At 67.2% G+C, this 19,422-nt stretch carries 18 protein-coding genes; 15 read left to right on the top strand and 3 right to left on the bottom strand.

Features of this window, described 5'->3' with window-relative positions; all coding sequences use genetic code 11:
• The first annotated feature begins 118 nt into the window (after positions 1-118).
• The gene (locus KQ304_RS04605) at positions 119-562 is read left to right on the top strand and encodes a hypothetical protein (protein WP_259735937.1); all 444 of its coding nucleotides are present in this window, start codon (positions 119-121) and stop codon (positions 560-562) included.
• Here KQ304_RS04605 and KQ304_RS04600 read toward each other — a convergent pair.
• Positions 495-2,021 carry a ferredoxin--nitrite reductase gene (locus KQ304_RS04600; protein WP_259735993.1) on the bottom strand — a complete coding sequence of 509 codons (1,527 nt, stop codon included), beginning with the start codon at positions 2,019-2,021 and terminating at the stop codon, positions 495-497. The two genes, KQ304_RS04605 and KQ304_RS04600, sit on opposite strands and share 68 nt — an antisense overlap.
• Positions 2,022-2,154: 133 nt before the next feature.
• Here KQ304_RS04600 and KQ304_RS04595 point away from each other — a divergent pair, with 133 nt between their 5' ends.
• The 7 genes from KQ304_RS04595 to KQ304_RS04565 all read left to right on the top strand — a co-directional run bounded on the left by KQ304_RS04595 (position 2,155) and on the right by KQ304_RS04565 (position 9,547).
• Positions 2,155-3,228, top strand: coding sequence for an anthranilate phosphoribosyltransferase (locus KQ304_RS04595; RefSeq protein ID WP_259735936.1), 1,074 nt, complete (start codon positions 2,155-2,157; stop codon positions 3,226-3,228).
• Positions 3,225-3,695 carry a nitrate reductase associated protein gene (locus KQ304_RS04590; protein ID WP_259735935.1) on the top strand — a complete coding sequence of 157 codons (471 nt, stop codon included), beginning with the start codon at positions 3,225-3,227 and terminating at the stop codon, positions 3,693-3,695. The genes KQ304_RS04595 and KQ304_RS04590 overlap by 4 nt, the downstream gene beginning before the upstream one ends.
• 183 nt (positions 3,696-3,878) lie before the next feature.
• Positions 3,879-5,189, top strand: coding sequence for a CmpA/NrtA family ABC transporter substrate-binding protein (locus tag KQ304_RS04585; RefSeq protein WP_259735934.1), 1,311 nt, complete (start codon positions 3,879-3,881; stop codon positions 5,187-5,189).
• Positions 5,190-5,227: 38 nt separating this feature from the next.
• Positions 5,228-6,058 carry a nitrate ABC transporter permease gene (ntrB, locus tag KQ304_RS04580; protein WP_259735933.1) on the top strand — a complete coding sequence of 277 codons (831 nt, stop codon included), beginning with the start codon at positions 5,228-5,230 and terminating at the stop codon, positions 6,056-6,058.
• A gap of 2 nt (positions 6,059-6,060) precedes the next feature.
• Positions 6,061-8,088, top strand: a complete 2,028-nt coding sequence (locus KQ304_RS04575; RefSeq protein WP_259735932.1) for a nitrate ABC transporter ATP-binding protein — start codon at positions 6,061-6,063, stop codon at positions 8,086-8,088.
• Between the two features lie 20 nt (positions 8,089-8,108).
• Positions 8,109-8,948: a nitrate ABC transporter ATP-binding protein gene (locus KQ304_RS04570; protein ID WP_259735931.1), complete on the top strand. Its 840-nt coding sequence runs from the start codon at positions 8,109-8,111 to the stop codon at positions 8,946-8,948.
• Between the two features lie 41 nt (positions 8,949-8,989).
• Positions 8,990-9,547: a Crp/Fnr family transcriptional regulator gene (locus KQ304_RS04565; protein ID WP_259735930.1), complete on the top strand. Its 558-nt coding sequence runs from the start codon at positions 8,990-8,992 to the stop codon at positions 9,545-9,547.
• 3 nt (positions 9,548-9,550) lie between these two features.
• On the opposite strand, the gene KQ304_RS04560 is transcribed toward KQ304_RS04565, so the two are convergent.
• Positions 9,551-11,752 (bottom strand): molybdopterin oxidoreductase family protein, encoded by a 2,202-nt coding sequence (locus KQ304_RS04560; protein WP_259735929.1) that lies wholly within the window; start codon positions 11,750-11,752, stop codon positions 9,551-9,553.
• A gap of 241 nt (positions 11,753-11,993) precedes the next feature.
• Here KQ304_RS04560 and KQ304_RS04555 point away from each other — a divergent pair, with 241 nt between their 5' ends.
• From KQ304_RS04555 to KQ304_RS04535, 5 genes are all read left to right on the top strand, one after another.
• Entirely contained in the window at positions 11,994-12,509 is a 516-nt protein-coding gene (locus KQ304_RS04555) for a phosphate-starvation-inducible PsiE family protein (protein ID WP_399228451.1), read from the top strand.
• A 39-nt stretch (positions 12,510-12,548) separates the two neighbouring features.
• A complete protein-coding gene (locus KQ304_RS04550; RefSeq protein ID WP_259735928.1) occupies positions 12,549-13,229 on the top strand; it encodes a molybdenum cofactor guanylyltransferase in 681 nt (226 codons plus the stop codon).
• A gap of 85 nt (positions 13,230-13,314) precedes the next feature.
• Complete coding sequence (locus KQ304_RS04545) at positions 13,315-14,340, top strand: GTP 3',8-cyclase MoaA (RefSeq protein WP_259735991.1); 1,026 nt, start codon at positions 13,315-13,317, stop codon at positions 14,338-14,340.
• 17 nt (positions 14,341-14,357) lie between these two features.
• Positions 14,358-14,789: a hypothetical protein gene (locus KQ304_RS04540; RefSeq protein WP_259735927.1), complete on the top strand. Its 432-nt coding sequence runs from the start codon at positions 14,358-14,360 to the stop codon at positions 14,787-14,789.
• Between the two features lie 83 nt (positions 14,790-14,872).
• On the top strand, positions 14,873-16,273 hold the full coding sequence (locus tag KQ304_RS04535; protein WP_259735926.1) for an APC family permease: 1,401 nt from the start codon (positions 14,873-14,875) through the stop codon (positions 16,271-16,273).
• Here the strand turns inward: KQ304_RS04535 and KQ304_RS04530 are convergent.
• Positions 16,218-18,515, bottom strand: a complete 2,298-nt coding sequence (locus tag KQ304_RS04530) for an FdhF/YdeP family oxidoreductase (protein WP_259735925.1) — start codon at positions 18,513-18,515, stop codon at positions 16,218-16,220. The two genes, KQ304_RS04535 and KQ304_RS04530, sit on opposite strands and share 56 nt — an antisense overlap.
• Before the next feature lies 1 nt (position 18,516).
• Between KQ304_RS04530 and KQ304_RS04525 the strand changes: the two genes are divergently transcribed.
• Positions 18,517-18,870: a hypothetical protein gene (locus KQ304_RS04525; RefSeq protein WP_259735996.1), complete on the top strand. Its 354-nt coding sequence runs from the start codon at positions 18,517-18,519 to the stop codon at positions 18,868-18,870.
• The gene (locus KQ304_RS04520) at positions 18,822-19,313 is read left to right on the top strand and encodes an MFS transporter (RefSeq protein WP_259735990.1); all 492 of its coding nucleotides are present in this window, start codon (positions 18,822-18,824) and stop codon (positions 19,311-19,313) included. The genes KQ304_RS04525 and KQ304_RS04520 overlap by 49 nt, the downstream gene beginning before the upstream one ends.
• The last annotated feature ends 109 nt before the right edge of the window (positions 19,314-19,422 follow it).

Genomic DNA, 19,422 nt, shown 5'->3' with positions numbered 1-19,422 from the left:
ACGCGGCTGGGCTGAATTGCAAAGTGTCTCCATTGATACGTTTCATCGACTGGACCTGGTGAAGGGCTTGCTCCCCGCTTAGCAAGGAATAAGACACAGTCGTCAGGGCAAGGACGCCATGGGCTACGCCACCACAGCAACCTCGATGGATCGAGGAGCCTGCGCCGGCAGCGGCGCCAGGTCGGCGGGGCTGATGCCGGCCACTTTCGCTCAGGTCAAGCAGCAGCAGTTGGTGTTCACCCTTGTGCGCCAGTTGGCCGAAGCCCAGTTCGTTCGTGCCGACCGGGAGCTCACCCGCCGGCTCTGGGAGGAAGTGGCTGCGCTGGAGATCGATCCTGATCGCATCACCGCACTGCTCTATGGCGGCCAGCCCTGCGACGACCGCGAGGCCCTGATGGCCCTTGATGCCAACTGGAGCGAGCCGGCCTGCGTCGAGCCCCGAGCGGGCTTCCGCTGGGCTTGGGGTGGCAGGCCACCAGCCCGACCCGGCCGGATCAGCCCGCAGCCGCACGCGGGCGGGCGCCGTAGTGCTCCACCAGCAACCCTTCCAGCACGTCGGTGAGCTGGCTGAGGGGCACGCCCTTGTCGTGCAGGGCGGCCAGTTTCGGATTCGCGTCCATGGCGCCACCGAGAAAGATCTTGACGGCTTCCACCATCTGCCCGTCCACCCGGGTCTTGGCGCCCATCAGGCCGATCTGGCCCATGTAGGGCTGACCGCAGGCATTGGGGCAGCCGGTCCAGTGGGTGCGCACCCCATGGGGCAGCTCCAGGCGCTGCTCCAGTTCGTCGACCACCGCCTGGGCCGTGCTCTTGGTGGGAATGAGGGCGAAGCTGCAGTAGCGGTTGCCGGTGCAGCTCACCGCCTCGGCCTGCAGGGGGCCAGGGCTCACCTGGAAGCGTTCCAGCAGGGGCTCCACCAGCAGGGCATCCAGCTGTTGCTCGGGCACATGGGCGATCAGGGCGTTCTGGCTCTCGCTCAGCCGCAGTTCGCCGGTGCCGTAGGTCCGGGCCAGACGGGCCAGTTCCACCATCTCGGCGGCCTCCAGCCGGCCCATCGGCACGTTCAGGCCCACCCAGTGCAGGCCCTCCTGTTTCTGAGCGTGGACCCCGCAGATGTCGCGTGGGGCCCGTTTCACCAGATGGGAGCCGCCGTGGGTGGGGGTGGCGGCGGCCTCCTCCACGCCCACGAACTCCGCGAAGGTGTCCAGCACCTGGGCGCGGTAGTCCTCCAGGCCGAGGGCGTCGATGAGATACATCAAGCGGGTCTTGTTGCGGTTCTCGCGGCTGCCCTCCCGCTCGTAGTGGCGCAGCACCGCCAGGCTGAAGGCCGGCAGCTGCTCGCCCCGCAGCCACAGCCCCAGGGGGATGGCCAGTTCGTTGCGCTGGGCTGAGAAGAAACCTCCCACCATCACCGTGAAGCCCAGTTCATCGCCGTGATGGGCGGGCAGGAAGGCCAGATCGTTGTGCAACAGGAAGCTGTCGGGCGCTCCGCCCACGGCCACGTTGAACTTGCGGGGCAGGTTGCGCGGACCCTCGGGCCCCAGCAGGGCCGCCTGGATCGCCTCCACCAGGGGGCGGGTGTCGAGGAATTCCTCCGGATCGAGGCCCGCCAGGGGATTGCCGGTGACGTTGCGGGGGTTGTCGTGACCCGACTGGCGGCTGGTGAGCCCCACTGACTCCAGGGCGGTCATCAGCGGGGCCATGTCCTCCAGCAGCAGACCGCGCAGCTGGATGTTCTGCCGGGTGGTGATGTCGGCGCTGCCGTGCTCTCCGCAGCGGTCGACCACATCGGCGAGCACCTCCAGTTGATCGGCGCTGAGCACGCCGTTGGGCAGGCGCAGGCGCACCATGAAACGCCCCGGCGTCACGGGCCTGAAGAAGATGCCCAGCCACTTGAGATGGATGGTGAGGGTGGCCTCATCCAGGGATTCCCACCCTTCAGCTCCCAGGGCGGCCAGACGCGGGGCCAGATCCAGCCCGCAGGCTTCGGCCTTGGCCTTCTCCACCTTGCTCAGCTTCACGGGAGCCACGACCTGACTGAGAGGCCCTCCTGCGGATGGTTGAGCTGAAGTCACGAACGCTCCCGAACTCTGAGGCCTGAGCGTTTAGCGTCCCAGCACGTGCCGCTTTTTCTTGTTGCAGGTAGTACCAAACATGGTTCCAGAGCTGGTCCGTGGGCAGGTGCCGAGGCGGCCGCAGCTCACCTCAGATGCGCTGCGCTTCCGGGAACTGCTGGCCAAGGTGGGCAGTGGCGAGCACACCAGCACGGGGCTGACCCGCTCCGAGGCCCGTGAGGCCATGGACCTGATGCTGATGGGAGAGATCAGCGAGGCCCAGCTGGGGGCCTTCCTGATCGCCCACCGCATTCGCCGGCCGTCACCGATCGAGCTCACCGGCATGCTCGACAGTTACCGGCTGCTGGGCCCCGCCCTCAGCAGTCCGGGGCGCAAGCCCCTCTGCTTCGGTGTCCCCTACGACGGCCGCAACCGCACGGCGCCGGTGCTGCCCCTGCTGGCCCTGGTGCTGGCGGCGGCGGATCAGCCGGTGGTGCTCCATGGCGGCGATCCCATGCCCGTCAAATACGGCGTCACCCTGGCGGAGCTGTTCGCGGCCCTGGGGATCGAATGGCGGGGCCTGAGCCTGGAGGCGGTGCAGCGGCGGCTGGATCGTTTCGGCCTGGCCCTCACCCACCAGCCGGAGCACTTCCCCCGTGCCCAGCGCCTGCTGCCCGTGCGCGATGCCATCGGCAAGCGGCCGCCCGTGGCCAGCCTGGAGTTGCTCTGGACCCCCCATCAGGGGGAGCACCTGCTGGTGAGCGGCTTCGTGCACCCCCCCACCGAAAGCCGTGCCTGGGAGGCCCTGGGCCACGCCGGTGAACTCGATCTGTACACGGTCAAGGGTCTGGAAGGCTCCACCGACCTGCCCACCACCAGGGCCGGCATCACCGCCCGCCGCCGCCACGGCGCCATGGAACGGATCCTGCTGCACCCCCGCGACCACGGCATCACCGCCCAGGAGGTGGCCTGGCAGACCCTGGAGATCTGGCGCGATCAGGCCCTGGCGGCGCTGGTGGGTGTGGGACCCCTGGCTGACGCCTTGCTCTGGAATCTGGCGGTGTACTGGTGGCAGGCGGATCGCTGCGACAGCCTTGGTGCGGGCATGGCGCAGGCCAGGGCCCTGCTGGCGGCCCGCAGCGGCGAACGTCTGCGTCAGGAGCTCTCGGCATGAGCCTGCACGAGCGCTGCTTTGCCTTTGAAGCTGATTTTGTCGATGATCTGCGCTGCCTGCCGATGGCGGTGCGCCGCAAGCTCGATCTGGCTGGCGTCAAGCTCAAGTTGAGCCATTGGCACGGCCTGGACCCCAGCGAACGGGGGCGGCTGCTGGCCTGGGCCGATGGGCCTGAAGCCATCACTGAGCTGCGCCAGTGGCTGAAGGGGCGCAGCGCCAAGCTGGCCGATGGTCCGGCCAAGGACCTGGAGCCGGCCATCGCCGCCGACTGGCAGCAAGTCGATGCCGTGCCCGAGCGCCTGCGGGCGGCCTGCGAGCAGCTGGGCACCGCCGTGGAATTGGCGCAGTGGCAGGACCTCGATGAGTTGGAGCGCTTTGCCCTGGCCAAGCTCAGTCACCCCGGCCATGAACACCGCAATCTGCCCAGGGCCCTGAAGGAGTTCGGGCTGGGTTCCGGATGGGCGTGAATGCTGACAGGAGGCTTTCCCGGTAGCAATCACTACGCTGAGCTGTGGCGGATTGTGATCTTGTTAGTAAGTTGGTCAGCCTGAGCGCCAGCACCACCTGCCGGTTCGGTGCGCTTGATTGCGGAGCCCGTCCGGATTGCGATTGTTCGCAGCCCGACTACCTCAACCATCCGTTCAGGCTCCATGTCCAATCTTTCGCGCCGTAAGTTTCTGATCACCGCAGCCGGCACAGCTGCTGGTGCCGTCTGGTTGAGTGCCTGCGGTGGCAAGAAGAGCGAAACCAGCACGGCCCCGATGGCTGCTGGTGCTTCCGACACTGAGGTGAAAGGGGCCACCCTCGGCTTCATCGCCCTCACCGATGCGTCTCCGCTGATCATCGCCAAGGAGAAGGGCTTCTTTGCCAAGCACGGCATGCCCGATGTCAAGGTGGTGAAGCAGACCTCCTGGGCCGCCACCCGCGACAACCTGGAACTGGGAGCAGACCGCGGGGGCATTGATGGGGCTCACATCCTCACGCCGATGCCGTACCTGCTCACGGTGGGGAGCATCACCAAGACCAGCAAGCCGCTGCCCATGTACATCCTGGCGCGGCTGAATGTCAATGGCCAGGGCATCTCCCTCTCCAATGAATTTCTGAAGGAGAAAGTCACTCTTCAGAGCCCCAAGGTGAAAGAGATCGCTGATCGCAAGAAGGCCAGCGGCTCCTTGCTCAAGGCCGCCATGACCTTCCCCGGCGGCACCCACGATCTCTGGATGCGCTATTGGCTCTCGGCCAATGGCGTGGATCCGGTCTCTGAAGCGGATCTGGTGGTGGTGCCCCCGGCCCAGATGGTGGCCAACCTCCAGACCGGCACCATGGACACCTTCTGCGTGGGTGAACCCTGGAACCAGCGCACCGTCAACAAGAAGATCGGCTACACCGGAGCGATCACCGGGGAACTCTGGAAGGATCATCCGGAGAAGGCCTTCTCCATGCGGGCCGACTGGGTCGATAAGAACCCCAAGGCGACCAAGGCCATGCTGATGGCGGTTCAGGAAGCCCAGATCTGGTGCCAGGATCCTGCCAACTTGGATGAGTTGTGTGAGATCACCTCCAAGGACAAATACTTCAAAACTCCCGTCGCGGACATCAAGCCCCGTCTGGCTGGCACCTTCGAATTCGGTGATGGCCGCAGCGTCACCGATTCACCCCTGAGAATGCACTTCTGGCAGGAGACCGACTCCCACTCGTTCCCCTACAAGAGCCACGACCTCTGGTTCCTCACCGAAGACATCCGCTGGGGCTACCTGCCCCAGACCACCGATACCAAAGCTCTGATCGACAAGGTCAACCGCTCCGACCTCTGGAAGGAGGCCGCCATCGCCATCGGTCAGGAGAAGGCCATTCCCGCCTCCGATTCCCGCGGCAAGGAAACCTTCTTTGACGGTGTGGTCTTCGACCCCGAGAACCCCAAGGCCTACCTCGATTCGCTCAAGTTCAAGGCCCTGGCCTGACCTGATCGGGATCCAGCCCGACTCACCAACGTCTTTCCATGACCCTCACTGCTCCCCTCGAGCGGCGGAGACCCCGTCCGTTCAACTCAGCCATTCTCAAGGGAATGGTCCCCTATGTGATCTGTATCGGGGCCTTCCTGATCAGTTGGCAATTGCTCTCGGGCATCCTCGGGCCTGCCCGGCTGCCTGGGCCCATCAAAGTGGTGGTGGACACCTGGGATCCTTACATCAGCGATCCCTTCTATGACGACGGGGGGACCAGCAAGGGCCTCGGCTGGCAGATTCTGATCTCGCTGCAGCGGGTGGCGATTGGCTATAGCCTTTCTGGCGTGGTGGGCATCGCCATCGGGGGCCTTCTGGGCCTCAACCGTTTCATCGGTAAGGGCTTTGATCCGGTGATTCAGGTGTTGCGCACGGTGCCACCGCTGGCCTGGTTCCCCATTGCCTTGATGGTGTTCCAGGATGCCAATACTTCAGCGGTCTTCGTGATTTTCATCACCTCGATCTGGCCGGTGATCATCAACACAGCTGTGGGCATCCGCCAGATCCCGCAGGATTACACCAATGTCGCCAGGGTGCTGCGTTTACGTAAGCGCTCTTACATCCGCGAGATTGTAATTCCGGCCACGGTCCCTTACGTGTTCACCGGTCTGCGCATTGCTGTGGGTCTGGCCTGGCTGGCGATTGTGGCGGCAGAAATGCTCAAGGCCGATGGTGGTATCGGCTATTTCATCTGGGATGCCTACAACGCCGGTGGTGACACCAGTGCCAGTCAGATCATTCTGGCGATTGTCTATGTGGGGATCGTGGGGCTGCTGCTGGACCGCCTCGTGGCCTATGTGGGCTCGAAGGTGAGTGGAGGACACTGATCATGCCAGCTCTGTTCACTGTTGATAACGTCACCCAGACCTTTCCGCTCAAGGATGGTGGCAGCTATGTGGCTCTCAAGGATATTTTCCTGAACGTGGCCGAAGGAGAATTTCTTTCTCTGGTGGGCCATTCCGGTTGTGGCAAGTCCACCCTGCTCAATCTGCTCGCTGGCCTCACCAGGGCCAGCGAAGGTGGGATCCTGATGGCTGGTCGGGAAGTTACTGAGCCAGGCCCGGATCGGATGGTGGTGTTCCAGAACTACTCCCTGTTGCCCTGGAAATCAGTCCGTCAGAACATCGCTCTGGCTGTCGATAATGTGATGCTGGGCTCCACCCAGGAAGAGCGCCACTCGATCATTGACTACAACATCAAACTGGTGGGTCTCAATGCCGCCGCCGACAAGTTCCCCAGTGAGATCTCCGGTGGAATGAAGCAGCGGGTGGCGATTGCCCGAGCCCTGGCCCTGCGCCCCAAGCTGTTGCTGCTCGACGAACCCTTCGGGGCTCTTGATGCCCTCACCCGCGGCAATCTCCAGGAGCAGCTGATGCGCATCTGTGAGGAGGCCAAGGTCACCACGGTGATGGTCACCCACGATGTGGATGAGGCCCTGCTGCTCTCCGATCGGGTGGTGCTGATGACCAATGGCCCTGAGGCCTACATCGGCCAGATCCTCGATGTGCCCCTGGCCCGCCCCCGCACCCACCTCACCGTGGTTGAAGACCCTGGTTACTACAGCCTGCGTGGTGAGGTGGTCCAGTTCCTCACCCAGCAGAAGCAGGCCCGCAAGCAGCGGCTGAATCCCTCGGCGGCCATCGCGGCCAACGACCTCGAGAAGGTCAACCTCAGCCTCAGCTTCATCCCCCTCACCGACTGCGCCCCCCTGGTGGTGGCCAGGGAGAAGGGATTCTTCGTCAAATTCGGGCTCGATCAGGTCAGCCTCCAGCGCGAGACCAACTGGAAAACCCTGGAGGCCAACCTGCGCGAGGGGGTGATCGACGGCGCTCAGATGGTGGCCGGCATGCCTCTGGCCATCACCCTCGGCTCCCAGGGCAAACCGCCCCTGCCCATGGTCACGGCGCTCACCCTTTCGCGTAACGGCAACGCCGTCACGCTGCATCGCCGCTTCCACGACGCCGGTGTGCGCAGCCTCGCCGATTTCAAGGCCTGGATCGCAGCCCATCCCGAGCGCAAGCCGGTGCTGGCCATGGTGCATCCGGCGTCGATGCACAACCTGATCCTGCGGGCCTGGCTGGCCTCGGCCGGCATCGATCCCGACCGCGATGTCAGCCTGATCGTGATCCCTCCCCCCCAGATGGTGGCCACCCTCAAGGCGGGCACCATTGATGGCTTCTGCGTTGGCGAACCCTGGAACAGCCGGGCCGTTCAGCAGCAGCTGGGCACGGTGATCGCCACCGACAGCGAGCTCTGGCCCGGCCACTGCGAAAAGGTGCTCGGGGTTCGCGAAGACTGGGCTGCGGCCCATCCCCGCACCCACCAGGCCCTGATCAAGGCACTGCTGGAGGCCTGCCGCTACTGCCAGGACCCCGCCAACCGTGCCGAGGTGGCCGAACTGCTGGCCCGCCGCGAGTACGTGGGCACCGAACTGGCCACGATCCGGCCAGGCCTGGTGGACCCCTACGACCGTGGCACCGGCACTCCGGAGCTGATCCCGGACTTCAACCGGTTCCACGCCGCCCAGGCCAACGCCCCCAACAGCCGCGACGGGCTCTGGATTCTCACTCAGCTGGCCCGCTGGGGCATCACCGCTTTCCCCGAGAACTGGAGCGAGGTGCTGGAGCGCGTTCAGCGCCCCGATCTCTTTGCCCAGGCCAGCGGCGAACTGGCCCCTGAGCCGAGCGCCAATGGCCACAGGCTGCTGCCTGTGCCGCTGTTCGAGAACCAGTCCCTCGATCCCAGCGATCCGATGGCCTATCTCCGGCAACTCGGCTCCAGCAGAAGCATCCGCTACGAAACGATCGTGCTGCCCGAGCGACCCACCACCCCTGAGCCGGCGGCGCCGCTCCGCTGAGATTCCTCACCTTCCAACCGATGCAGACCCTTCCCACCGCCACCTCAGCCGCAGCCACCAGCCAGGGATCGGAGCCGTTCCTGGTGATCGATGGGGTCTCGAAGGTGTATCCCACCGCCAACGGCCCCTACACCGTTCTCGACGATGTGCACCTGGAGGTGCACGAAGGTGAGTTCGTCTGCGTGATCGGTCACTCCGGCTGCGGCAAATCCACCCTGCTCGATATGGTCTCCGGCTTCCGCGAGCCCACCAGCGGTCAGGTGCGGCTGGAGTCGCAGCCGATCGTGGAGCCCGGCCCCGATCGCATGGTGGTGTTCCAGAATTACTGCCTGCTGCCCTGGCTCTCGGCCTACGACAACATCGCCCTGGCGGTGAACAACGTCTTTCCCGAGCTCAAGCGCAACGGCCAGGCCAAGGCCCTGGTCGACAAGCACCTCGCCATGGTGGGCCTCACTGAGGCCGCCGCCAAGAAGCCGGGCAGCCTCTCCGGCGGCATGAAACAGCGGGTGTCGATCGCCAGGGCCCTGGCCCTGCAGCCGAAGGTGCTGGTGCTGGATGAACCCTTCGGGGCGCTCGATCCGATCACCAGGGAGGAGCTGCAGGAGGAGTTGATCAAGATCTGGTCGGAGCACAAGATCACGGTGCTGATGATCACCCACGACATCGATGAAGCCCTGTTTCTGGCGGATCGGGTGGTGATGATGACCAACGGACCGGCGGCCACGATCGGCGAAATCCTTGAGCTTCCCTTCCCGCAGCCCCGCGATCGGGCCCGCCTGATGGAGTTGCCCGAATACTTCGACTACCGCAACCGCGCCCTCGATTTTCTCTACCGCCGTTTCGCCCACGACGACACGTGAGGACAGCTCTTTCGCTTCATCAATCCTTCTGCCAGCTGTCGATGGCGGTGGGTCAGAGCCTGCTGCTTGATGGCGGCACCGCGGCGGCCACCTCCCCGGTGCGGATCCTCTCCGGTGTTCTGCGGGTGTTTCTGCTGGTCTCCACGGGTCAGGAGATCACGATCGGCTTTCTGCAGCCCGGTGATGTCTGCGATGCCCTCGCCCTTCGCCGCGACTGGGTGGGCCTCGAAGCCCTCACCCAGGTGCAGATCGAGCGGGTGGAGCGAGCTGAAGCGCTGGCTGATCTCACCGACCTCAGCACCTGGACCCTGGAGTTGCTGATGATCCGCCATCACCCGGACACCGAAAAACGCCTGAGGGCGCTGCTCACCCTGCTGGTGGAGCGGCTGGGACGACGCAATGGCCTCTGGTACGAACTGCCGATCCGGATCACCCACGAGCGCCTGGCGGAGTTGATCGGCAACACCCGCGTCACGGTCACCAAGATGTTCTCGCGGCTGCGCCAGTCGGGGTTGGTGGAAGACCATCCCACCGGCGGAGGCCCCCTGCTGCTGCGCCTTTCCCCTGAGCTGGTGGAGGCGGTGCTGCAGCACAGCTGAGCGTTAACCAGCCTCCTCGGCCCGCTCCACCCGCACGGCGGCGGCCTTGAGTTCGGGTTGCTTCGAGATCGGGCAGCCGAGGGCGTGCATCAGCCGGTTGGCTTCGCAGACCTGCTCCTGGGCGGCGCCCCAGTGCATCGGCAGGAAAACGGTGCCCGGGCGAATCCGATCGCTGATCTGCACCTTCACGGTCAGGGATCCGCGCCGGGAGCTCACCCTTGCCTGGCCGCCATCCTCGAGCTGGCAGCGCTTCGCGTCGGCGGGGTGGATCTCCAGCAGGGGTTCCGGGTGGCTGCGGCTGACCCGCTCCACATGGGCGGTGCGGGTCATGGTGTGCCAGTGGCCGAGGTAGCGCCCCACGGTGAGCACCAGAGGGAAGCGGGCATCCGGCGGCTCCCCCAGCCCCAGGGGTTGCTGGGCCACCAGGCGGGCCTTGCCGTTGGCGGTGGGATAGACGCCCGCGGTGTGCAGTCGCGCCTGGCCGCCCCCCGGAGCGGTGCCGGCCGGGAACGGCCATTGCTGCGGCCCGTGCTCGGCCAGCAGGCCATGGCTGAGGCCGCTGTGGTCGCAGATCCGCCCGGCGGTGATCGCCGCGAACTCGGCGTAGACCTCCGCCGAGGAGCCGTAGGCGAACTGGCTGGCAAAGCCCAGCCGCCGGCCCACCTCCGCGAAGATCGACCAGTCGGGGCGGGCCTGGCCGGGGGGCGGCCGGAAGGCCTCCGACAAGGTGACCCGGCGCTCCGAGTTGGTCATCACGCCGGCCTTCTCGCTCCACTGGGCGGCCGGCAGCACCAGGTGGGCCACCGCTTCGGTTTCGGTTCCCGCGTAGGGCTCGCTCAGCACCACCAGGGGGCAGCGCTCCACCGCCTGCCGCACCCGATCCAGCCAGGGCAGGCTCACCAGCGGGTTGGTGGCCGCCACCCACCACAGCCCCAGCTCACCGCGCTCCATCGCCTCGATCTGCTCCCACACCGAGAGACCATCGCGCGCTGAGATCGCCCCAGGGGCAAAGCCCCAGTGCTGCTCGATCACGGCCCGGTGGCTGGCCTCATGGATCGAGCGGTAGCCGGGCAGCAGTGCGGCCAGCCCCCCGGCTTCCCGCCCGCCCATGGCATTGGGCTGTCCGGTGAGGGAGAAGGGCCCGGCCCCGGGCTTGCCGATCTGGCCGCTGACCAGATGCAGGTTGATGATCCCCGCCACCGTGGCGGTGCCCTCCACGCTCTGGTTCACCCCCATCGACCAGAGGCTGAGCACCCCGCTGCTGGCGGCCCAGAGCGCCGCCAGGCGCCGCAGCGCCGCCTCCTCGATGCCGCAGAGGCTGCAGACCCGTTGCGGTGTCCAGTCGGCCCAGAGGGCGGCCAGCTCAGCGAAGCCATCGGCGCTGGCCGCCACCCGCTCCGGATCCACGGCCCCCAGCTGCAGCAGCAGATGGCCCACGCCATGGAGCAGCACCAGGTCGGTGCCCGGGCGGATGGCCAGGTGCAGGTCGGCCGCCTCGCTGGTGGCGGTGGCCCGGGGGTCGACCACGATCAGCTGCAGCGCGTCTTTCTGGCGGCGCTTGCGCTTGAGCAGCCGTTGAAAGAGCACAGGGTGGCATTCGGCGGTGTTGGTGCCGATCAGCAGCACCGTGCCGGCCAGGTCGAGGTCGTCGTAGCAACAGGGGGGGCCATCGGAGCCCAGGCTGAGCTTGTAGCCCGACACCGCCGAGCTCATGCACAGCCGTGAATTGGCATCGAAGTTGTTGGTGCCCAGGGCGCCTTTGATCAGCTTGTTGGCGACGTAGTAGTCCTCGGTGAGGAACTGGCCGGAGCCATACATGGCGATCCCAGCGGATCCCCGCTCCGCCTGAATGGCCTGGATCCGCTCCACCAGGATCGTGAAGGCCCGCTCCCAGCTGATGGCCTCAAAGGGCTGGTCGCGCTGCTCGCGCCAGAGGGGGGTGCTCAGGCGATTGCGATCCAGGGTTTCGGCCACCGTGGCCCCCTTGATGCACACCTGGCCGAGGGAGGAGGGATGCTGCCGGTCTCCCCGCACCGACCAGATCGCAGCGGCGCCCTCTGGGCTGTCTGCTGGGCTGCTGCTGCTGTTGGGGGTGTTTGCCGCCGGTGGCTTGAGCTCCAGGCCACAGCCCACCCCGCAGTAGGGGCACTGAGCCTTGGCGGGAGCTGGCACTGGGTCGGTGGTGCAAGGGGGGCCACAGCCCATGCTCGCCCATCGCCCGTGCTGGAGGGGTGTGGACGTGGCCGTGGGAGCAGGGGCCTATGGCGCCAATCAACAAACCTCATCGTTCACTGGTTGACCCATAAGAAAAGTGCCGCCTAAGGTCAGCCCACAGATTCCCGATCGCTGAGCCCGATTCCCCGTGAGTTCACCCACCCCAACCGTCACTCCCACCAGCACCGCTGAGCCGATCAGCGTCGAGCGGCCGCCGGCCCACGCCGAACCGCTGCCGGCCTCGGTCGGCTCGGCTACACCGCTCCCGGGCGATGTGCGCTGGTACCAGCAGTTCCGCCGTGTCCAGATCGTTCAGTCGCTGGAAGCCATTCAGGACCTGATCGCGGTGTCCCTTTGCGTGGGCCTGTTCTGCGTGATGGTGCTGCAGATGCGCATCCTCTTTTCAACGCTGCTGATGGCGCCCCAGTTTCACGCCATCACCGCTGACATCCTCTTCATCCTGATCCTGGTGGAGCTGTTCCGCCTGCTGATCATCTATCTGCAGGAGCAGAGGGTGTCGATCGGTGTGTCGGTGGAGATCGCGATCGTGTCGGTGCTGCGGGAAGTGATTGTGAACGGCGTGCTTGAAACCGACTGGCACCAGATCCTGGCGGTCTGCATGTTCCTGATCACCATGGCCCTGCTGTTGGTGGTGAGGGTCTGGCTGCCACCCACCTTCGCCGGAGTGGATCCGGAGAAGAAAGTCTCGGCGCGGATGATGAAGCAGGGTCCCTTCGCCCAGCACTGAGTCTGGAAGTGGTGGTCGCCAGCGTGCTTCAGTTCGTGGATGAGCGGAGCAGCCGGCGGCCCGTCGCGCCTTGATCCCAGGCCGCAACCGGTCCCCCTGCGGGCCTGCCTCCTCAGTGGTGGGGACAGCCGGCGCATGGGCACCGACAAGGCCCTGCTGCCCCACCCCCATGGCGGCACCTGGTTGGAGCAGGCCCTGGAGCTGCTCGCTGGTCTTGGAGTCCCGCTCACCCTGGTGAGTCGTCACCGCTCCCACGGCCGGCTGGCCCATGAGTTGAACCAGCGGCTCGGGCTGGAGATTGAGGTGCTGCTGGAGCCGCCGCCCCGGGAGGGACCCCTGCTGGCACTCACCCGGCTGATGGCGCTCCACCCCGGCCAGCGCCTGCTGCTCGCACCGGTGGATATGCCGCGCCTGCAGCTGGAGAGCCTGCGGACCCTGGTGGGTGCTGCCGAGGCCGGCTTTGATCCCGACACCATTCACCTGGCCCATGACGGCCGCCGCCTGCAGCCCCTGCTGGGCCTCTATCCGGCCACCCCCTCCAACCGGGCGGCGGCGGAGGCCTTCACCGGCCGGGGCGGCCGCAGCCTGCTGCGCTGGCTGGAGCAGACCCGTTGCGTCTGCGCCGTGGACCTCGATCCCGTCCAGCTGCTCAATGCCAATACCCCGGCCGATTGCGGGCCGGCGCCAGGCGACGGTTTCAGCGGGTCTGCGCCAGGCTGAACTCCCGGCAGCCGGCCGCTCCGGCCGGGCAGATGTGGCAGCTTCGACCCCACCCCTTGATCAACTGGGCCGCCCGGGTGGAGTGCTGCGTCTTTCCCTCACCGCTCGCTGCAACCTCGCCTGCCCCTACTGCTGCCCGGACAGCCACGACCCTCCCGAGCTGCTGACCCAGGCTGAACGGCTCCAGCTGGTGAGCGCGGCGTCGGCGCTGGGCTTCCGTCGCTTGCGGCTCACCGGTGGGGAACCCCTGCTGCACCGGGGTCTGGAGGAGCTGGTGGCGGCCCTGCAGCCCCTGCGTTCAGCCCCGGCCAGCCCTGGCGAGCCGGGGCTGAACGAGATCGCCCTCACCACCAATGGGGTGCTGCTCAGCGTCGAGCGGGCCCAGGCCCTGCGGACGGCTGGCCTGGATCGGATCAGCGTCAGCCTCGATGGCACCGATGGCGCCACGGTGGCGCGCATGGCGGGTCTCGCCGGCGGCCCGGCGGCCGGTGAGACCGTGCTCGAGAAGGTGCTGGCCGCCCTCGACCATGCCGCCGCCGCCGGTTTCGATCCCGCCGCCGGCGCCCTCAAGCTCAACGCCGTGATCGCCAGGGGCCGCAACGAGGATCAGCTGCTGCCGCTGGCGCAGCTGGCCCGCCAGCGGGGGATCGAGCTGCGTCTGATCGAGTTCATGGACGTGGGTAACCGCAACGGCTGGCAGCCGGATCTGGTGCTGCCCGCCACCGAGATGGTGCGCCGGATCGGCGCCCACTGGCCCCTGGTGCCCCTGGGTCGCCAGGCCCATGGCACGGCCAGCCGCTGGCGCTATCGCGATGGAGCGGGCCATCTGGCCGTCGTGGCCTCGATCTCCGCCCCCTTCTGCGGCGACTGCGACCGCCTGCGCGTCACCGCCGACGGGGTGGCCTACACCTGTCTGTTCGCCTCCAGCGGCCTGGATCTCAAACCCTGGCTGCGCGCCTCTGCCGCCGCTGGCGGCAACCTGAACGAAGGACTGCACAGCCTCTGGAGTGCACGCCACGACCGTTACAGCGAGCAGCGCGCCCAGGGGCAATCTTCAGGGACTGTCACAACTCAACGGCCCCATGCGGAGATGGCTTATCTGGGCGGGTGATGATCGAAAGAACGCCCATGCGTTCGCTTCAGCCGTCAATCGCCTTGCCTTTCATGCGCCACACGTTTCAAGTCGCGCTGGCCCTCTTGGTGCTCAGCTTGCCATTGGCTGCCGTCGCCCTGCCGTTCAAGCCCGACCCCACCTCCTTTGCCACTTATCTCGGCAAGAAAGCGATGGAGGATGGATCGAAGGTGAGCTTCTCCAACCTGGTCGGTTGTAGGGCCAGTGGCAAAGGGACGAAAGAGACCTACAGCTGCCAGACGGGTGATGCTCTGCTGACCACCGCTGCGGGAGAGCGGCGCTCATGCAAGGCGGTGGCTCGTGATGGCCGCCCCGGCATCACCTGGGCGGCCCACTCCAAGGGAGGTGGTTCGTGGCAGGGGAATCTGGAGTGCCCGCCTCTAGCGGAAACGGGCACAGGAACCGGCGGGGCGATGACTCCCCGGTAAGTCACTGCCCCCTGGCCGCCAAGCAGACTCGCCGCTGGTGGGAGCCGGTTCGGGTTCCGCCAGCGCTGATCGCAGGCTGCCCGATGTCCAATACTGAACCAGCAACCGCTGCTGCACCCGAACCAGCACCAGCCCAGTCCGGCTCACTGCTGCAGATCCTCGGGGTCAGCTTTGGAATCGCCGGGGCGGTGGGGGGCACGATCGGGGCCGGCATACTGCGCACCCCCGGTCTGGTGGCCGAGCAGCTCGGCAGTGCGCCCCTGATCCTGGCCGCCTGGGTGGTGGGGGCGCTCTATGCCCTGCTGGGGGCCTTGGCTGTGGCCGAACTGAGCACGGCCATGCCCAAAGCCGGCGGCTGGACTGTCTATGCCCGTCGGGCCCTGGGGGATCAGGCCGGCTTCTCCGTGGGCTGGATCGACTGGGTGGGCCATTGCGCTGGCCTGGCCTGGGTGGCGGTCACCATCGGCGACTACACGATCGGTCTGCTGCCGGCCCTGCCCGTGGGCAGCAAGGTGGTGGCCCTGCTGGTGCTGCTGGCCTTTGCGCTGATCCAGCAGCTGGGCCTTGAGGCCGGCAGCCTCAGCCAGAAGATCCTCAGCCTGGGCAAGGCCATCGCCTTCCTCGGTCTGATCACGGCCTGCTTCCTGCACCCTCCGGTGAGGGAGCTGGCGGGCCTGTCCGAGCCGCTGCTGGAGGCCGCGGGCCCCGCTGATCCTCTGGCGGCTGGTGGGATCAGCCTCGGCATCGGTGCGGTGTTCGCCATGCAGGCGGTGATCACCACCTACGACGGCTGGCACAGCCCGATCTATTTCGCCGAGGAATTCGCCGAGCCCAGCAAGGATCTGCCCCGCTCCCTGGTGGGCGGCGTGCTCAGCGTGGCGGGGCTGTATCTGCTGGTGAACCTGGCCCTGCTGCGGCTGCTGCCGGTCTCGCGCATCGCCGGGTCGGTGCTGCCCCTGGCCGATGCCGCCGAGGTGATCTTCGGGTCGTGGAGCTCCCAGCTGATCGTGGTGCTGGCGCTGATCTCCTCCTTCGGCCTGGTGAATGCCGTGGTGATGGGTGCGCCGCGCATCCTCTACGGCCTCAGCCGCGATGGCCTTTTCCTGCCTCAGTTCGCGGCCGTGAGTGCCGGCGGCACCCCCGTGCTGGCCCTGGTGCTGACCGCCTCCACGGCGGGACTGCTGGTGGCGTTCGGTGATTTCACGATCCTGCTGGGGATCGCCTCCTTCCTCTATGTGCTGCTGTATCTGAGCGGCATCACCTCGCTGTTGCTGCTGCGCTGGCGGGAGCCCGGCCTGGAGCGGCCCTTCCGCGACCCGGGCTATCCGATCAGTGCGCTGATCGTCTGGCTGGGCTCCCTGGCCTTCCTGATCGCCGCCATCGGTAACGACACCGCCAACAGCGCCGCTGCCTTCGGCCTGATCCTGCTCAGCCTGCCCCTGCACCAGCTGACGCGGCGCCTGGCGCCGTCGCCACCGGCCTGAGCCCGCCGCGCACCAGCACCGGCACCCGTTTGAAGGCCGGCGTGCCGCTGCGGGGATCCACCGGGGCGCGGATGATCGCGTTCACCTCCGGATAGAACATCAGCGCGGCGCCCTCGCGGATCTCGCCGGGGATGATCTCGATCTCCTCGAGGCGGCCGGCCTCGCCCTGCACCGTCACCCGCTGGTGGGCGGCCAGGCCGGTGCGGGCCAGGTCGGCGCGGTTCATCAGGATCGTCTGGCGGTGGGGCATGGCCCGGTAGGCGTCGCCCGCCTTGTAGACCACCGTGTTGTGCTGGCCGTAGCTGCGGGCGGTGATCAGCGCCAGCACCAGGCCGCTCTCCCCCGGCGCCAGGCCACCGAAGTGGGCCGGCTCAGGCAGCTGCAGCGCCGGCAGGGGTGTGGGCTCCATCCGTGCTTTCCCTGACGGCGTCGGGAAGCTGGGCTGCTCGAACACCCGCCCTTCCACGCTGAATTCGCGCTTGGTGGCATCGATCGCCGCGATCGGGCCATAGCCGGGCACCGTGCGGGCGATCAACTGGCGCACATACACAGGATCCTGGAGGCGGCCCCAGTCCACGGGCTCGCTGCCCATCAGCCGCCGGGCCAGCTCGGCCAGGAAGCCCACCTCGCTGATCAGGTCGGCGCGCTTGAGGTGGGTGGTGCCGGGTTCGTTCAGGCGCACGAAGTTGTTGCCCGATTCAGTGGTGGTGCGGTGTGGGGTCTCGAAGCGGTTGAACACCGGCAGCACCAGGGTCTGGCGGGCGCCGAGGCCATGGAAGTGCCCCTGGTTGGGCTTGGTGGCCAGATACATCACGGTGTCGATGTGGCCGAGGGCGCGGCGGGCCTGCTCGGAATCCGGGTTGGCGCCCCAGAGGTTGCCCCCCAGGCAGAGCAGGGTGTCCACCCCTCCGGCTTCCGCCGCTTCGATCAGGGCGCGGGTGTCGTAGCCGGGCACCCGGCTGAGTGGACGGCCCAGCAGCGCTTCGAGGGCCTGCTGCATCTCGGCGCGCAGCTTCACCGTGACGCCCATCGAGCCGAAGCCCTGCACGTTGGAGTGGCCGCGGATCGGCATCGTGCCCGCGCCGGGCCGACCCACGTTGCCGCTGAGCAGGGCGGTGTTGGCGATGGCATGGACGTTGGCGGTGCCGTTGGCGTGGTGGGTGATCCCCATCGCCCAGGCGAAGACCACGCCGCTGGAGCGGGCGATCACGGCGGCGGCCTGCTCCAGCTCCTCGCGGCTGAGGTCGCAGCAGGCGCTGATCGCTTCCCAGCTGGTGGTGCGCAGCTGCTCCAGCACCGCCTCGGCGCCTTCGGCGTGGGCTTTGAGGAACTCCAGCCGAACCTGACCGGCCTCCAGCAGCGCCTTCTGGATTCCAAGGAACACGGCGGTGTCGCTGCCCGGCACCGGTTGCAGGAACAGCGAGGCGATCTCCGAGCCCCGCAGCATCGACTTGATCGGAAAGGCCGGCGAGCCGAACTTGAGCAGGCCCACCTCCAGCACCGGGTTGATCACGATCACGCTGCCGCCGCGCTCGCGCAGGCGGATCAGCTCGTTCATCAGCCGCGGGTGGTTGGCCGGGGCGTTGGAGCCCACCAGCACCACGCACTCGGCCTGTTGCAGGCTCTCGAGGCTCACCATCGAGGTGCCGGAGCCAAACACCTCGCTGAGGCCCACGGTGGAGGGGGCGTGGCAGAGGTCGGAGCAGTCGGCCAGGTTGTTGGAGCCCCAGGCCCGCAGCAGCAGTTGCAGCAGGTAGGCGGCCTCGTTGGAGGAGCGGCCGGAGCTGTAGGAGGCCACCCGCTCCGGCGGGCGCCGGAAGGCCGTTTCGGCCAGCTCCAGCACGTCGTCCCAGCTGAGGCGCTCGTAATGGCTGCGCCCCTCGCGCAGGATCAGGGGATGGCTGAGGCGACCGAGGCGGTCGGCCTCCAGCGAGCTGAGCCGCTGCAGCTCCTGGAGACTGCGCTGACCGAAGACCGCCTCGGGCACCGCCGCCTGCAGTTCCGCCCCGATCGCCTCGACGCTCTTGAGGCAGCGCTGCAGCGGTTCGCCCAGCTCATCGCGAAAGCCGCCATTCTGGCCGCCGGTGCCCCAGGCGCAGGAGAGGCAGGCGCTCTTGTGCAGCAGGGTCTGCCAGAGCAGGGGGCCTTGGGGGGAGAGGGTGGCCTTGGCCCAGCCGTCGATCACGGGCCAGCCGCCGCCCACCTCAGGGGCGCTGCTGGATTCAGGCGGTTCTGCCTTCACGATGCTCGCTGCGGCGGCTACCGCTCCACCATGGCGCGCCCTGTCGCCAGACAGGCCCTGCTGCAGCGTTTTGGCTTGTGGCCGCCGATACGATCAACGCTCAGATGCAGGATTCGGCATCACTTCAGCGGCAGCGCAACGAAGCCCGATTCTTTACGGCTGCGCTGCCACGTTTCTGGGCCAGGCGGGGCTGTTCATCGATCTGCCCTCCCTGCCGCAGCTGGCGCGCGACTTTCAGGTGAGCGCCGCTTCCAGCCAGGAGACGATCACCGCCTATGCACTGGGCTACGGCCTCTCGCAGTTGGCCTGGGGACCTCTCTCCGATGGCTGGTCCCGGGTTTTGTTCCCTTTCTGATCCTGCGCCTGATCCAGGGCATCGGCGCCGGTTGCGGCACCTCTGTGTCGAGGGCCTGTCTGCGCGATGTCTTCAGCGATCGGTCGTTGACACGGGCGATGTCCTACGTGGCGATGAGTTTTGCCCTGGCCCTCGGCCTGGCGCCCTTTTTGGACGGACAGATCGCCCGGGTGGCTCCGTGGCGGGGCGATTTTCTGCTGCTGGCGTTGTTGGGAGCGGCCACGGCGGTGGCCGTTTCGCGTGGGTTGACGGAGGCCCATCGCCTGCCCCAGGGGGAGAGGAGGGCGCGGTTGCCTCTGGGCGAGGTCGCCCTGATTTATGGCCGCCTGGCCCGTGATTCCCGCTTCCTGCTCCCCAGCCTCATGGCCAGCTTCGGCACCGGACTGATGGTGCTCTATGAGGTGGTCTGGCTTTTCTGGACAGGGCCCATCGTTAACCTCTGAGGCGGGGCACCGCCCCTGAAAGGGGCTCCCAACGTTGGCGAAGCCTTCTCCGAAGGAGTTGAGCAAACGCCGAACCCACAGCCCCGAGTTCAAGGCCAGGGTCGCCATG

Source organism: Synechococcus sp. CS-1329 (assembly GCF_025128055.1).
In the GTDB taxonomy this organism is placed as follows: Bacteria; Cyanobacteriota; Cyanobacteriia; order PCC-6307; family Cyanobiaceae; genus Regnicoccus_A.
Note: the sequence above shows the minus strand (reverse complement) of the source record. Positions and strands in the feature narration are given on the sequence as shown.